The 14,155-nt window shown below is 42.8% G+C and carries 15 protein-coding genes; 11 read left to right on the plus strand and 4 right to left on the minus strand.

Features of this window, described 5'->3' with window-relative positions; genetic code table 11:
• The first annotated feature begins 243 nt into the window (after window positions 1-243).
• Complete coding sequence (locus tag GLO7428_RS01205) at window positions 244-951, plus strand: RibD family protein (RefSeq protein ID WP_015186729.1); 708 nt, start codon at window positions 244-246, stop codon at window positions 949-951.
• 163 nt (window positions 952-1,114) lie between these two features.
• On the plus strand, window positions 1,115-2,308 hold the full coding sequence (locus GLO7428_RS01210) for a GNAT family N-acetyltransferase (RefSeq protein WP_015186730.1): 1,194 nt from the start codon (window positions 1,115-1,117) through the stop codon (window positions 2,306-2,308).
• An 83-nt stretch (window positions 2,309-2,391) separates the two neighbouring features.
• On the opposite strand, the gene GLO7428_RS01215 is transcribed toward GLO7428_RS01210, so the two are convergent.
• Both GLO7428_RS01215 and GLO7428_RS25785 read right to left on the minus strand, forming a co-directional pair.
• Window positions 2,392-3,039 carry a hypothetical protein gene (locus GLO7428_RS01215; RefSeq protein WP_015186731.1) on the minus strand — a complete coding sequence of 216 codons (648 nt, stop codon included), beginning with the start codon at window positions 3,037-3,039 and terminating at the stop codon, window positions 2,392-2,394.
• 58 nt (window positions 3,040-3,097) lie between these two features.
• Window positions 3,098-3,469, minus strand: coding sequence for a tetratricopeptide repeat protein (locus GLO7428_RS25785; protein ID WP_196797434.1), 372 nt, complete (start codon window positions 3,467-3,469; stop codon window positions 3,098-3,100).
• 285 nt (window positions 3,470-3,754) lie between these two features.
• Between GLO7428_RS25785 and GLO7428_RS01225 the strand changes: the two genes are divergently transcribed.
• Window positions 3,755-4,462, plus strand: a complete 708-nt coding sequence (locus GLO7428_RS01225) for a Uma2 family endonuclease (protein ID WP_015186733.1) — start codon at window positions 3,755-3,757, stop codon at window positions 4,460-4,462.
• Between the two features lie 247 nt (window positions 4,463-4,709).
• The gene (locus tag GLO7428_RS01230) at window positions 4,710-5,093 is read left to right on the plus strand and encodes a DUF4346 domain-containing protein (RefSeq protein ID WP_015186734.1); all 384 of its coding nucleotides are present in this window, start codon (window positions 4,710-4,712) and stop codon (window positions 5,091-5,093) included.
• Between the two features lie 14 nt (window positions 5,094-5,107).
• Here the strand turns inward: GLO7428_RS01230 and psb32 are convergent, their stop codons facing one another.
• A complete protein-coding gene (gene psb32 / locus GLO7428_RS01235) occupies window positions 5,108-5,821 on the minus strand; it encodes a photosystem II repair protein Psb32 (protein WP_015186735.1) in 714 nt (237 codons plus the stop codon).
• 355 nt (window positions 5,822-6,176) lie between these two features.
• Between psb32 and surE the strand changes: the two genes are divergently transcribed.
• From surE to cobT, 4 genes are all read left to right on the plus strand, one after another.
• Window positions 6,177-6,854, plus strand: coding sequence for a 5'/3'-nucleotidase SurE (gene surE, locus GLO7428_RS01240; RefSeq protein ID WP_015186736.1), 678 nt, complete (start codon window positions 6,177-6,179; stop codon window positions 6,852-6,854).
• 48 nt (window positions 6,855-6,902) lie between these two features.
• On the plus strand, window positions 6,903-7,610 hold the full coding sequence (locus GLO7428_RS01245) for a Crp/Fnr family transcriptional regulator (RefSeq protein WP_015186737.1): 708 nt from the start codon (window positions 6,903-6,905) through the stop codon (window positions 7,608-7,610).
• Window positions 7,611-7,808: 198 nt separating this feature from the next.
• On the plus strand, window positions 7,809-8,522 hold the full coding sequence (locus GLO7428_RS01250) for a DUF2232 domain-containing protein (protein WP_015186738.1): 714 nt from the start codon (window positions 7,809-7,811) through the stop codon (window positions 8,520-8,522).
• 50 nt (window positions 8,523-8,572) lie between these two features.
• The gene (gene cobT / locus GLO7428_RS01255) at window positions 8,573-9,676 is read left to right on the plus strand and encodes a nicotinate mononucleotide-dependent phosphoribosyltransferase CobT (protein WP_015186739.1); all 1,104 of its coding nucleotides are present in this window, start codon (window positions 8,573-8,575) and stop codon (window positions 9,674-9,676) included.
• 123 nt (window positions 9,677-9,799) lie between these two features.
• Here the strand turns inward: cobT and GLO7428_RS01260 are convergent, their stop codons facing one another.
• Window positions 9,800-10,222: a hypothetical protein gene (locus tag GLO7428_RS01260; RefSeq protein WP_196797435.1), complete on the minus strand. Its 423-nt coding sequence runs from the start codon at window positions 10,220-10,222 to the stop codon at window positions 9,800-9,802.
• A gap of 415 nt (window positions 10,223-10,637) precedes the next feature.
• Here GLO7428_RS01260 and GLO7428_RS01265 point away from each other — a divergent pair, with 415 nt between their 5' ends.
• From GLO7428_RS01265 to GLO7428_RS01275, 3 genes are all read left to right on the plus strand, one after another.
• Window positions 10,638-11,279 (plus strand): phycobiliprotein lyase, encoded by a 642-nt coding sequence (locus GLO7428_RS01265; protein WP_015186741.1) that lies wholly within the window; start codon window positions 10,638-10,640, stop codon window positions 11,277-11,279.
• Window positions 11,280-11,289: 10 nt separating this feature from the next.
• Window positions 11,290-12,426, plus strand: coding sequence for an extracellular solute-binding protein (locus tag GLO7428_RS01270; RefSeq protein WP_015186742.1), 1,137 nt, complete (start codon window positions 11,290-11,292; stop codon window positions 12,424-12,426).
• A gap of 199 nt (window positions 12,427-12,625) precedes the next feature.
• The gene (locus tag GLO7428_RS01275) at window positions 12,626-13,426 is read left to right on the plus strand and encodes a DUF4394 domain-containing protein (protein WP_015186743.1); all 801 of its coding nucleotides are present in this window, start codon (window positions 12,626-12,628) and stop codon (window positions 13,424-13,426) included.
• Window positions 13,427-14,155: the final 729 nt, after the last annotated feature.

Consider the following 14,155-nt stretch of genomic DNA (forward strand, 5'->3'; position numbering starts at 1 on the left):
TATCGCATATATTGGCTAAAGCACAATGCTTTACACTATGATGGCTCATCACTCATTCAGCTTTGGCTACACGATCAGAATAAAGTCGATTTTGAACTAACCAATGTATAAATATTAACTTTATATTTGCGGCAAATAGGGAATTTACTCGCGTTAAGAGCCGTTATAACTAACGTAGTAGCAATATGGTAGTAAGGGCAATCGATCGGAGTTGCCGAAGCAATTCTTAAGTAAGTAGAAGTAATGGCGGATAACAATCAAAAACGACCTCACACTACAGTAGTTTTGGCGATGAGTGCAGATGGCAAAATTGCTGATATCAAGCGATCGCCTGCCCGCTTTGCTTCATCAGTCGATCAGGCACATTTAGAAAAGCAACTCGCAACCGCTGATGCGGTGCTATTTGGTGCGGGAACTCTTAGAACTTACGGTACGACAATGAGTATTTCGCATCCCCAATTACTCCAACAACGCTTAGAGCAAAATTTACCACCACAGCCCCTGCAAATCGTCGCTTCTTTATCAGCTGAAATCGATCCGCGAATCCGGTTTTTTCGCCAACAAGTCCGTCGCTGGTTACTTACAACAACTCCTGGGGCGAGGCACTGGCACGAAGGTGTAGAATTTGAGCGAATTTTGGTATGCGAAGCACCTGCGGCAAATGGTATCGATTGGGTCAGCGCTTTACAACAACTCGCCGATTTAGGAATATCACGCTTAGCGGTAATTGGTGGTGGCGAACTGATCGCTTCACTCATTGCTGACGATTTAATCGACGAATTTTGGTTGACGATTTGTCCGCTGATCTTGGGCGGAGTTGACGCTCCTACCCCTGTCGAAGGCACAGGGTTTCCTTCAGAGCAGTTAGCGCCTCGTTTAGAGCTACTCTCAGCCGAAGTCATCGAGCAAGAAGTCTTTTTACACTATCGACGGCAACGTACAGAAGATTAGATTAACCTATTTAGAAGGGGTCAGAGGTCGGGGATCAAAGATCAGAAAAAGAAATTGTCATTCAACTCTTTACCAATATTGACAATTTACCTCTGAACCGTATATCTGCGCACAGCGCGACCTCGGACCTCTGACCTCTGACCTCCAAACTCTTATTTAACTAATGGTGGAACAACTCAAACCCAGCTATTTATCTGTTGCTTGGATTAATCATATTGCTGAAGTTCCTCAGACTGAATGGGATGCCCTAGCAATACCGCTCGCGACACCATTTTTTGAATGGGATTGGCTGCACAATCTCGAAAGTTCAGGTAGTGCTGTTGCCCAAGCGGGTTGGTTGCCGAATCATTTAACGGTGTGGCGCGATCGCTCATTGATTGCCGCCGCACCACTGTATCTGAAAGGTCATAGCTACGGTGAATTTGTCTTCGATCACCAATGGGCAGATTTAGCGCAACGAATCGGCGTACGATACTATCCTAAACTCTTGGGAATGTCACCTTTTACACCCGCGACAGGCTATCGCTTTTTAATCGCTCCAGGAGAAGATGAAGATGAAATTACTGAGTTGATGGTGCGGGCAATTGACACTTTTTGCGCCAAAAATCGTATTTCTGGTTGTCATTTTCTGTATGTCGATCCGCAATGGCAAAGTGTCCTAGAACGTCATGGTTTCACAACTTGGATTAACCATAGCTATGTCTGGCAAAATCAAGGTTTTCAAACCTTTGATGATTATTTAGCTGTATTTAATGCAAATCAACGGCGGAATATTAAACGCGAACGCAAAGCCGTCGCAACTAATGGGTTGCGATTGCAGCCAGTTACTGGCGATGAAATTCCCAAATCGATGTTTCCGCTGATGTACAATTTTTATGCTGATACCTGCGACAAATTTGGCTGGTGGGGTAGTAAGTACCTGACAAAAAAGTTTTTTGAGCAACTACACGCGAATTATCGGCATCGAGTTGTGTTTTTTGCTGCGTATAGCGATCACGATCCGCGTCAACCGCTGGGAATGTCTTTTTGTTTAACCAAAGGCGATCGCTTGTACGGACGCTATTGGGGAAGTTTTCAAGAAATTGATTGCTTGCACTTTGATGCTTGCTACTACGCGCCCATCGAGTGGGCGATTTCTCACAATATCCAAATCTTCGATCCTGGTGCGGGAGGACGTCACAAAAAACGTCGCGGCTTTCCTGCAAGTCCAAATTACAGTCTGCACCGCTTTTATAATCGTCGTTTAGAGCAAATTTTGTGTTCTTATATCCGCGAAGCAAATGAGTACGAACAGTTAGAAATTGAGGCGATTAATGCGGAGTTACCTTACAACCAAATGCGGGAAGGAGGCAAATAAGTATAGCTACAAAACACCAACCAAATATAAGGAACAGGCGCTTTTTTTCATTATGAAATTGCTCCTTATGTTAATTTTTGCAGTTACTGTTGTGCTAGGTAATCCATTCGTTCCACTTCATGAGGCATCAAGTCCTCAAAGCGTAAAGTTGTGCGTTGACCTGCTTTTAAATCTTCCACCTCAACTATATTTGGCACATAAGCATCCTGCTCGCGGATGAAATTCATTGTAAATCTGTAGGCATCCTGAATATTCTTGGCTTCAAGAGAACGCAACTGAGACTGAAATTGCAGTGAGACTTCCTCTTCAAAAAACAGTTTTTCTACACAAACACCATTACGGTAAAGATGGTATTCAAGCGTGCCACAAGTATCGCTACGAGTGTAATAAATAGCAGAAGTATTGAGTGTTTCAGAAATACTGCGAGCATCTTCTTCAGTTAAATAAACTCGCTCTGAGCGCACATAAGGCTTATAAACTATGCTCCAAGGATGTCCCCGTAACTGAAAAACAAAGGTGCTTTCATTGTGGATGTCTATTTCACGCTCATAAGCATCGCGCATCCAGACATTCATCTGCCTTAAAGTGCTCAAGGCTTGTGCAACTGGTTCAACAGGTGCTTGAACTAAAATAAATAGGCTATTTCGATCAATTGTTTCAAGTCCTCTACGTTGCGCTAGAGGCACACCTTCGCCTCTGAGAAAATATATTGGCATTATTTGAGATCCCATTGTACTAGAACCTTCTGGAGCACCATACTTTATTTGTTCTGCCTCCAGAAGTCAAAATTCACCATTCACCGTCTTCAATGCCTTCCCGAATCATTTCTTCGTGTTGCCGCATCGCGGCTGCCCCTTCTAACTCTCCTCTAGACTCAAGGATAGTCGCAGCTTTCTGTGCATCCTCAATTGCCTTTTGAGGTTGTCCTGCTAATGCCAGAAGATTACTTCGGTAAAAATAAGCCTGCGCATAATTAGGATCGATCTGGATGGCTTTAGTGTATTCAGCAATTGCCTCCTGGGGCTTACCTTGTACATCCAACTCACGCCCGCGCTGGAAAAATTCTTCGGCTTTAGCCATAGTTCCTAATTCTTGTTCTTGACTACTTGGACTACACAAACCATTTATACAGGTCTGAGCTTGAGCAGTAAAAGAAGTCATAGCAATAGCTGTTACCTCAACGAATAGCGCTACGTTTCGTAGTTGATGCATGAGTGGAAACTTAACTGAAACCTTAATGGCTGCAAAATTTTGTTTATACAATAGTATGTGTTTAATTTTTTACTGCTACAACCGTGTTTTTACGGTATCCAGAATCCTGGTGTGGAGGATGTCACAAAAAACTGGAGACTTGTGATTTATTGCAATACATAACGATAGAAAACACGGCAGGCGTCGAACTGAAATTTGCTACAGTAAACGGTATCCAGCAATGCTGAGAATGTAATGATGGCAAAACACTTACCTCACCTGCAATCGAGTTCTAGACAGAACCTACCACCACTTGAAAGCGGCGATCGCCTCACTCGGTACGAATTTGAGCGGCGTTATCATGCCATGCCACACTTAAAAAAAGCTGAACTGATTGAAGGAGTCGTTTACTTGCCATCGCCGCTACGATTTGAACCTCATGCCGAGCCACATGGAAATTTAATCACTTGGCTTGGAGTTTATAAAGCAATGACACCAGGTGTACGGATGGGGGATAATCCCACAGTGCGGCTTGATTTAGATAATGAACCTCAACCTGATGCTGTGCTTTTGATTGACGCAACCGCAGGGGGGCGATCGCGCTTAAGCAAGGATGGCTACATTGAAGGCGCGCCTGAACTCGTCGCAGAAGTTGCTGCTAGCAGTGCAGCTTATGATTTATATGACAAGAAAACCGTTTATCGCCGCAATGGCGTTCAAGAATATATTGTTTGGCAAGTGCTAGACCAAAAATTAGATTGGTTCGTGCTACAGGATGAAGAGTATATCCTACAGAAACCAGATGAGGCTGGCATCATTCAAAGTAAGGTATTTCCAGGGCTATGGTTAGCAGTTTTATCACTACTTGAAGGAGATATGGCAACGGTGCTGACAGTAGTGCAGAAGGGATTGCAGTCACCCGAACATAAGGTGTTTATAGAGCAATTGAAGCATACAGAATAAGTTCACCCGATCGCTCGTTTACCCTCCTGGTGAATCACGCGATCGCACTGCTAGCATCCAACTACACGAATCTCTAAATCTTAAAAAAAAGAGCGATCGCATAAGCACGCTCAGAAAAGCGCAATTGCAATAAAACACAAGAAACATGACCTAAGTTTCCCTCAAGATACGCGTGTTAGGGTTGTACTCCTGTCAGAAGAATTACACTGGTTATAGGGTAAAAAATTGGTAAAGCAATTAACAAACGATGAATCAAACGATTGAATCTTTAGCAGCAATCGATAACAAACTTTCACAGCGTCACATTGACCTCGACCCATCAGGATACTTCATTATTTATCTAGATCGCGAAGCTCAATTAATTTGTGCTAAACATTTTACGAACGTCATCGATGAGCGCGGTTTAGCCGTTGACCCCGAAACAGGTAAAGTTATCCCCGCACGCGGTAAAGTTGAACGCACTCACACAACAGTTTATTCTGGTAGAACTGCAAAAGAGCTTTGCGTCAAAATTTTAGAGCAAACTCAGCCTTGTCCAGTGACTCGGTTAGACCATGCGGCTTATCTTGGTCGCGAGTTTGTTCGGGCTGAGAATGCTTTATTGTCTGGGCAAGAATATATTCAGGATTAGTTGATGCTAGTTAACTACCGAACGTATAAGTAGTAAGTCGCCATAGGAATAACTGTTGCAGCAAGTAATAAACCAACAACCCAGATTGTTGCGTTACCTGTATCGGTTTCGTCTTTGGCTTTGAATGTCCCTTCGACACTCACATTTTGAGCAAGTTGTGGTGGTCCTGGATCTTCTTTGCCAGACAAAACGGCGACTAAGCGATCGCTCGCATCTAAGAAAGCTTGGTTATATTTTTCACCTTCACGCAGCGGTGCTGGCACGGTTTCTGTCACGACACTTTGAGCCGTATCATCTGATAACAATGTCTTAACTTTGTCACCAGTACGAATTGCGGTGTTGTTGGTCAGCGTGTCAATCACAAGTAGAGTTTGATTCGCTTGCGCTTCGGGTGTTGGGAACCATTTGGTAAACAACTTTTGTGTAAAGCTGTCGATGGTTTCGCCGTAGTCAAGACGACGGACGGTGACAAATCTCACTTCGTTGCCTGTGTCTTTCGCTAAATCTTCCAAAGCGCTGCCAATTTTGCCTTCATTAATCCGGCTGATCACTTCAGCTTGGTCGATTACCCAAGTGCGATCGCCTGCGGTGACTTGTGGCATTTGATACACACTCGTGGCGTTTACAGGCGCTATCCACAATGTCGATGCGAGTAACATCACTATGAGGAACACCACTAAACGCGGTAAATAGTTTATTCGATTAAAAAATGGATTGAGGAGTTTCATCGGAACTAAACCGATAGACGACGAATAGAAAAGCAATTAGCCGTTAGCCTTTAGCTTAAGCAAAGGCTGACATAAACTAAATTTAAACGCAGGAAGTTTTCCTTGAGCGAGTTTATATGTTTTGTTTAAGCTATTCACCAACTACTAAATGCTTTCATCCCAAAATACTACCGCAACACAAGGGTTCAGAGGTTAGAGGTTCCAGGTTGGCGAATAGGAACTTAATGCTCGCATCTTCCATTAAGCATCAAAAATCGTTGAGAAACTACCTCTGCACCTTATCAACAAAAAGCTAATATTAAATCCCAACCCTAAAAAAACTAAAATTTTCCCTGAACCCTGACCTCGGTTAAAAATGACTCTAGTTCTGACAAATGATGATGGTATTGATGCTCCTGGAATTCGAGCTTTGCTTAAAGCTGTGAATTGTCAAGGTATAATCGTCGCACCCAAAGCGCATCTTTCCGGTTGCGGTCATCAAGTGACAACAACGCAGCCAATTCATGTTGAGCAACGATCGCAAGTTGAATATGCGATCGCCGGAACTCCTGCTGATTGTGTTCGAGTAGCTATATCACATCTTTTTGATGATGTCAAGTTTGTGCTATCAGGCATTAATGCTGGGGGTAACATGGGGGCAGATGCTTACATTTCAGGAACCGTGGCGGCAGTGAGAGAAGCGGCATTTCATCGAGTTCCAGGGATTGCGATTTCGCATTATCGAAAAGGCAAAAGAAACGTTGATTGGGATGTTGCTGCGCGTTGGACAGCCCATGTGCTTGCGGATCTTCTACAACGCCCGTTTGCGCCAGGAACATTCTGGAATGTAAACTTACCGCATTTAGAGCCAGGAGAACCCGATCCAGAGGTCGTATTTTGTGAACCTTGTACGCAACCCTTACCATTAAAATATCGTGTCGAGGGAGAAAATTTGTTTTATGTAGGCGAGTACGCCCTGCGCGATCGCACTCCAGGCACCGATGTTGATGTTTGCTTCTCAGGACGCATCGCCGTTACTCAGATCAAACTTTAATTGCCAAGATCTTTATCAAATGCAAATCCACAGCAAGCTGTTCGCAAAATGCAATTTATGGATGACCAATACACCGCTCCTACATCTGTCAATCCATCAATCTACTTGGCACCTTTTTTTCAAGGATTGCCGGCAACAGCTGTGGAAAAAGCGATCGCGCATCTTGTTACGCGAACACATCCAGCCAATCAAGTGATTCTCTTAGAAAACGATTGGGGTAATTCGGTCTATTTTATTCTTGAAGGTTGGGTAAAAATTCGTACTTATAATCTCGATGGCAAAGAAGTCACGCTCAATATTTTGGGCAAAGCAGAAATTTTTGGTGAAATGGCAGCGCTAGATGAAGCACCCCGCTCGACTGATGCGATTACACTCACTCCTACTACGATTGGTAGTATGCCCGCGCAAGATTTCATTACATTAGTTCAAACTGAACCCTTGGCAGGAATTCGATTATCACAACTCATGGCACGGCGCTTACGTCAAGTCAATCGCCGCCTTCGGCTGCGCGAATCTGATAGTGTGTCGCGCGTTGCAGATACGCTGCTATTTTTAGCAGAAGGACAAGGAATACAAGATGAAGCAGGAATCCAAATTCCCAACTTACCGCATCGCGAATTAAGTAGTTTGAGTGGCTTAGCCCGCGAAACGGTGACAAGAGTATTGACAAAATTAGAGAAAAAAGGCTTGATCCTGCGTCAACACCAAATACTTTCTATACCCGATTTCAAAGCACTAGAACGACTAATAATGTAGGGGTCAGAGGTCAGGGTTGAAAATCAGTTAGGGTAATGGTTATTCGTACCTTCAATGTCGTAACTACCCCAACGAGACTGCTATAAATGCTAATTGCCAAATGCTAAAAGCTTTCCTATTAGCCATTACCAATTACCGACTTCAACAAGTGTGATATTGAATCATGTCCACCTACTTAGTTTTTAGATAAAAAATTACATGAGTAATTCCGTCAGCCGTAACGAGGAATACCCTTCAAAACATATAGAAACATCTGTGAGTCATCCTTTAGCCGCAAAAAGCAAGAGTGCTGCGCCGTTAAAGATGGTAGAAACCGCATTTCTTGCAAGTACTGCGAGCTTGATTTGGTTTATCAATTACTATTTATCGCTAGGACCGCTGTTGCGAATTTTCTTTCCTGTACCGATCGCATTAGTTTACCTGCGTTGGGGTGCTAGGGCGGCTTGGATGGCGACTGGCGTTTCCGGATTGCTATTATCAGTACTTTTAGGACCTACACGCGGTATTTTGTATATTATGCCGTTTGCACTAATGGGCGTGTTACTCGGTGCAACATGGCATCGTCGCGCACCTTGGATTGTCTCAATTATTTTAGGTGCGCTCTTGGGTACAATCGGTTTTTTCTTTCGCTTTTGGGTACTATCAGTTTTGACGGGTGAAGATCTGTGGGTATATACGATAACCCAAGTTACAAGATTTGCGGAATGGGCTTTTTTGCGGCTTGGATTGCTTGCACAGCCGAGTGTTTTATTAATTGAAGCAGCCGCGATCGCGCTTGTTTTTGTACAAAATATTGTTTACTTATTTGTCGTCCACTTAGCGTCCTGGTTTCTCCTCGATCGCTTAGGCAATTCGATTCCGCGTCCGCCGCACTGGGTACAAGTTTTAATGGATTACGAAGCAGATGCTTAGTGAGGAGTGAGAACACCCTATCACCAATTACCAATTGCTAATCGCTATTCATGATTCATGTTTATACCCAAGAGAAACAAGGTAACGAATGGCTGCGGCGGTATCGCGGTGCTTCGGCGGCGTTAGCTTGTGTTTTAGGTTTTACCGAAACAGGATTAATTCCTGGAATTTCGGCGGCGGGAAGTACGCCCCAAGCACGAAGATATACCGCGATCGCCGATGCCGAATTTCTCTACAATGGTCCGCAGCCGCAGCCGCAATACCCTTTACCACCACTCCAAGCAGGTGCTTCACCAGTCTTTATTTCGCGGGCGGTTGTCGAAGCACTGGCTTTACCAATTTATCTTTTTAATGCAGGATTACCTCAACTTCCAAGCGTACCGACGATTGATTTAGGTGGTACGGCGGCGCAATGTTTAAGTCTAGGCTATGCATTGGAACTCGCAACTGTTAAACATCTGTGGGCGCAAGGTATTCTCTGGGGCGAACAACTAGCGCGTCAGCCGCAGGATTATATTATTTTAGGCGAGTGTGTCGTCGGCGGCACAACAACTGCACTCGCGGTTTTGACGGGGTTGGGAATTGCAGCCGCAGGAAAAGTTAACAGTAGTCACCCTGTTTGCAATCACGCGCAAAAATGGACACTTGTCAAATCAGGATTGCAACGCGCGCATCTTTGGGACAAAATACCCCTGCAAGATCCTTTGGCGCTGATCGCTGCGGTGGGCGATCCGATGCAAATTGCGGTAGCGGGAATGGCGATCGCACTGAGTCGTTCTAAAGGCGTACTCCTTGCTGGTGGTACGCAGATGCTGGCTGTTTATGCCTTGATGCAAGCCTTAGGCAAGGTTTTTGAGATTGCATGGCAACCAGAAGAAGTTGCTGTGGGAACGACTCGTTGGGTTGCAGAAGATCCCACAGGTAATACCGTTGAGTTAGCACGACTGATTGGGGGAGTACCTTTACTCGCTACAAAATTAAGTTTTAAGAATTCTCGATACCCTCAACTACAGGTTTATGAACAAGGTTATGTCAAGGAAGGTGTAGCCGCTGGCGGTTGCTGTATTGCTGCTTGTTTGATGCAAGATTGGCATCAAGCTCAACTCTTACAGACAATCGAAACTTTACTAGATCGTTATTCACAAAGTTGTTAGCCTCTAGTAACTAGCACTATTAGCACTAATTGTCAAGTTTTTGTTCATACGTCAAAGGTCATCGGCGTTTAGGTTCAATTTCCATTACCTATTCGCAATTACCCATTACCACTGCATAACTTGTTAGTGAATTCTTTGCGCTAGCAGTTGTTCTTCCAACGCTGCAATTCGGTTATACGCAGCCGTAAGCTGTGCTGTCAGTCGTTGAATTTGAATTTCTGGTGCAAGTTCCTTCTCACCACTTTGACGCTGGTTTTCGATACTGCCGTTATCTTCTAGAACATCTTTATGTCCCATCGTTGTTTTAGCAGCTTTGTATCCTTGAGTTGGATAACGTCCTCCAGTATTTTGTAGCGAGTAACTAGCCTCTTGTGTAGGCGCTAATCGACACTCTGACAAGGCTTCAGAAACTCTGCCGTTAAGTTGCTCAATTGCTTGATATAACGTATCCACCTTGTGGCTTAAAGTGATGACTTGCTTTTGTAGCGGTTCCATAGAATTAATTGCCTCATTGCCCGAAGGAATATCTCTATCTATGCTAGGCAACAAAATAGCAAAGTTAACTCTACTTATGAAACATTTAACTTTTGATAATCTTACTTTTAAAGCGATACATTAATCTTTGCTTCTCAATAGAAGTAAATAATTGTGGTAAGTAGGTACAGCTTGATTTATGTAGATTAATTAAATATTTTAGCTAATTGAACCAAGAAAATCCTGATAAATACTGATTTTTGTTGCTTTATCAAAGATGAGAACTGGCAACTAGATAAGTAAAATTTTAAGAAGCGATCGCTACAACAGCTTAAATTATCCGGTAATAATACTCATTACATTAGGATAGTAACGACTAAAGAAATATACCATTGATAAAAATCAATACAACGATTTTTAGATAACAAATCCTCTATCTATAGCCTGTTAAGCGAAAATAGATAGGCAGCGTTTCACTTAGGAAATAATGCTTAGTTTTCCAGATTTTTTTACAGCTTGTAGCGGCAAATGGACGACCGAACGTATTTATCATTCAATGCCGCAAGGTAGTATCGAACGGTCTTACACTGAGTATCAAGTCGAACCAATTACACCAGCAGACAAACAGCGAATTTTAACTTTATCAACTCAAGCAGGGATAAAAGTAGAAGTACAACTAGCAACTGTGCAACAAGAAGATTTACCAGGCTTTGCGATTTCATTCAATACTCGGTCGGAAACGGGTGAAACGGTATCAATGAGTTTGCAAGCTTTATTTGTGCCAGATACGTATATTTCTGCGGAAAGTACTGCTGTTAAGTTACCGCCACCTGTAGCCGCACAAATTGCCACCCAACCGGAAGGAGAAGTCATTCAAGGTTTTTATCTGCGTGATGAGGGTTACTCAGAAGCGGGAACCGCTGTAGGGCGATTTACATATCAACCCACACGCCAAACGTTAGAAATGACAACTTACTACCGACGCTCAGTCGCAGTTGATCAGATGCGCATGGTAGCACCAAACTTACGGCTGCGGACAATTGTGACTTACCAAAGACCTGACAATACCAACGAAATACCGACGATAATTAATTTGGTAGGGTTTGGTGTAGAGCAGCGAAGCGTGTAACGATTTAATTATGGAGCGACGGACTTTTTTATTCGGGACAGGAACTTTAGCACTGTCACAGTTATTATTAGGGTGTAATCCACAAGGAGACTCGTTTGAGATCGAGTTTTTGCGGGGTTCGATACCAGCGATTGTTGTCGATCGCTTTCGTCAGCAGGTGCAATCACAAGCAAGGTTTACACCTGTTGCCCAACTTCAAGAGTTATTTGAGCAACTACAAACTTGGCGTCAGCAAGCAAGTACTACACAGCAACCGCGATCGCTTCCCCTACCGACTCGCCAATCGCAATCACCAAACCCATCTACGTTGATTACCTTGGGAGATTACTGGCTATCGACAGCGATTCAACAGCAACTGATTCAACCACTCAATATTACTCAACTCCAAAATTGGAATGCGTTACCCAGTCGCTGGCAAGAACTTGTAAGACGCAATAATCAAGGGGAAAGCGACCCACAAGGACAAATATGGGCAGCGCCTTATCGCTGGGGCAGTACAGTTATCCTCTACAACCGAGAAAAATTTAATTCCTTGGGCTGGACACCAAATGATTGGAGTGATTTATGGCGTCCTGAACTGCGATCGCGTATTTCCATCGTCGATCAATCGCGGGAAGTCATTGGGTTAACTCTCAAGCGCTTGGGTCAATCCTACAACGCCCAAAATCTCGATCAAATCCCAAACTTAGAAGAGCAACTACAGGCTTTACATCAACAAGTACGACTTTACAGTTCTAATCGATACATCGAACCTTTGATTATTGGCGATACTTGGGTAGCAGTAGGTTGGTCAACAGACGTGCTACCAATCTTGCGGCGTTATCGAGAAATTGCTGTTGTCGTTCCGCGATCAGGAACAGCACTTTGGGCAGATGTGTGGGTTAATCCCATTAATGCGGCTTTACCGACTCTAGCCTCACAATGGATTGATTTTTGCTGGCAACCGCAAATCGCGCAGCAAATCTCGCTACGCACTCATGGCACTTCGCCAATTGCAGTACAACTACCACCAGCAAGCGGACAAAATCCGACACGAATCGAATTTACGGATGCCCAATTACAACAAAGTGAGTTTTTGCTACCACTTTCTGCAACCGCACAACACCAGTATGAGGCATTGTGGCAGTCAATTAGAGCATCAACTTGATTTTTATATAGTTCAATTGGAATCCATTCCTCAACTTGTCTTCAGAAGAAGCTTCAAGAAAAATATAGATTTTTTTTGAACTGAATGCATCCAATTTGTTGTTGATGACGTACTAGAGTCGTGCAAACCAATTGAACTTGCAATTGGGAGTATCAACGATTTCACTTCACCACGACAAAGACAAGTTGATGGAGGGCTAATGAAATTTAATCAATTAGGTAAAGCCGCAGTAGTCATATCTTTAACCGCTGCTTCTCAGATTTTTGCTTTTGCTCCAGCACTCAGTAGACCAGTATATAAAGTTATTGGATTAAAAAGCGATAATACATTAGTTACATATGAGTACAATTCCCGCCGTTCAAATAAAATCAAAATTAAAGGAGTTGATGGAAACGTTTTAGGAATAGATTTTCGCCCTGCAAATAATCAACTCTATGCAATTACAGATACTGATAAAATATACACAATTAATAGTGATAGCGGTGTTGCTACATTGATAAGTTCTTTATCAGTAAGCTTTAGTGGAGGATTTCAATCCGGTGTTGATTTCAATCCAGTTGCGGATAGGCTGAGGTTAGTAGCAAACAATGGTGAGAATTTTAGAATTAACGTTGACACCGGAGAAGTTGTTGTAGATAAACCACTTAATTACAATCCTCCTCAAGCGATCGGGGTAACTGCTGCTGCATATACTAACTCTAGACCTGGAGTCAGCAATACCACACTTTATAATCTGGACTATGATTCTGATAGCTTAGTCATTCAGAATCCACCGAATGATGGCACCCTAAACACAGTAGGATCATTGGGTTTTAACCTACCGCCGATCGCAGGATTTGATATTGTCACTAACCGTAATGGAGAAAATATTGGATTTATTGCATCTGGTAGATCTTTGTATACTGTAGATCTATCAACTGGACGAGCTACTCTTATAGGTAACTTTCGTGCAGGTAATTTAATTGGAATTGCTGCTACCCTGAGTTCTAAAGGTAGATAACAAGTTTGCAGTGAAGTTGTAATTAATTAAAATCACTCGAAGTGATGCAATCGAAATCTCTAACTTTTTTTAAAGGATAACTATAGTAGTTCTTCCTCAACTTTAAAAGCTAGATAAAGATTGCTATTTGACACTTCAATCACTGCTTGTGTTAGATAGGGCAATAAACTAGTTGCATTGATTAGTCCTCCTGCATGAAGAGAATCGCGAATTTGTTCGCTGCTAGATAACCCTGTCCGCCTCCGTGGACTTAATCATAAAACTCTTAATTTTAGTGTGCTGCTTTGCACGCTTCGCTTGGGTAGTCCCGAAAAGAGTCGAAGGAAGAGTGCGCTTCATGCAGGATGTCTATTTATTATGTGCGTTAGTACAACAGCTTATTAAACTTATTAAACAGTTGAGTGAAAAGCTTTATCCAAGAAAGATTGCTTCTAAACCTTTGTTGCGCCCAAGTTTTGGGTATTACTATGCTAGTACATTAGTGAGCTACTAATATTAAATACAGTTGATTAGTGATGATAAACATGGTAGAGACTAACTATTAATTAGTAAATAATCAGATTGGTGATTATTTCACTAGCGATGTATACAAACAAGTTTTTTAATTATTTTATACGGCTTTTAGCTTGAATTTAATTTTTGTTTTTTCTAAGGTAATGCTCACTGAGTGAACCTAATCCCTAAGATTAATGCTAATCCATTTTTGTAACAAAGATAAATTAAGTAGTT

The sequence above is a fragment of the Gloeocapsa sp. PCC 7428 genome, from assembly GCF_000317555.1.
In the GTDB taxonomy this organism is placed as follows: Bacteria; Cyanobacteriota; Cyanobacteriia; order Cyanobacteriales; family Chroococcidiopsidaceae; genus Chroogloeocystis.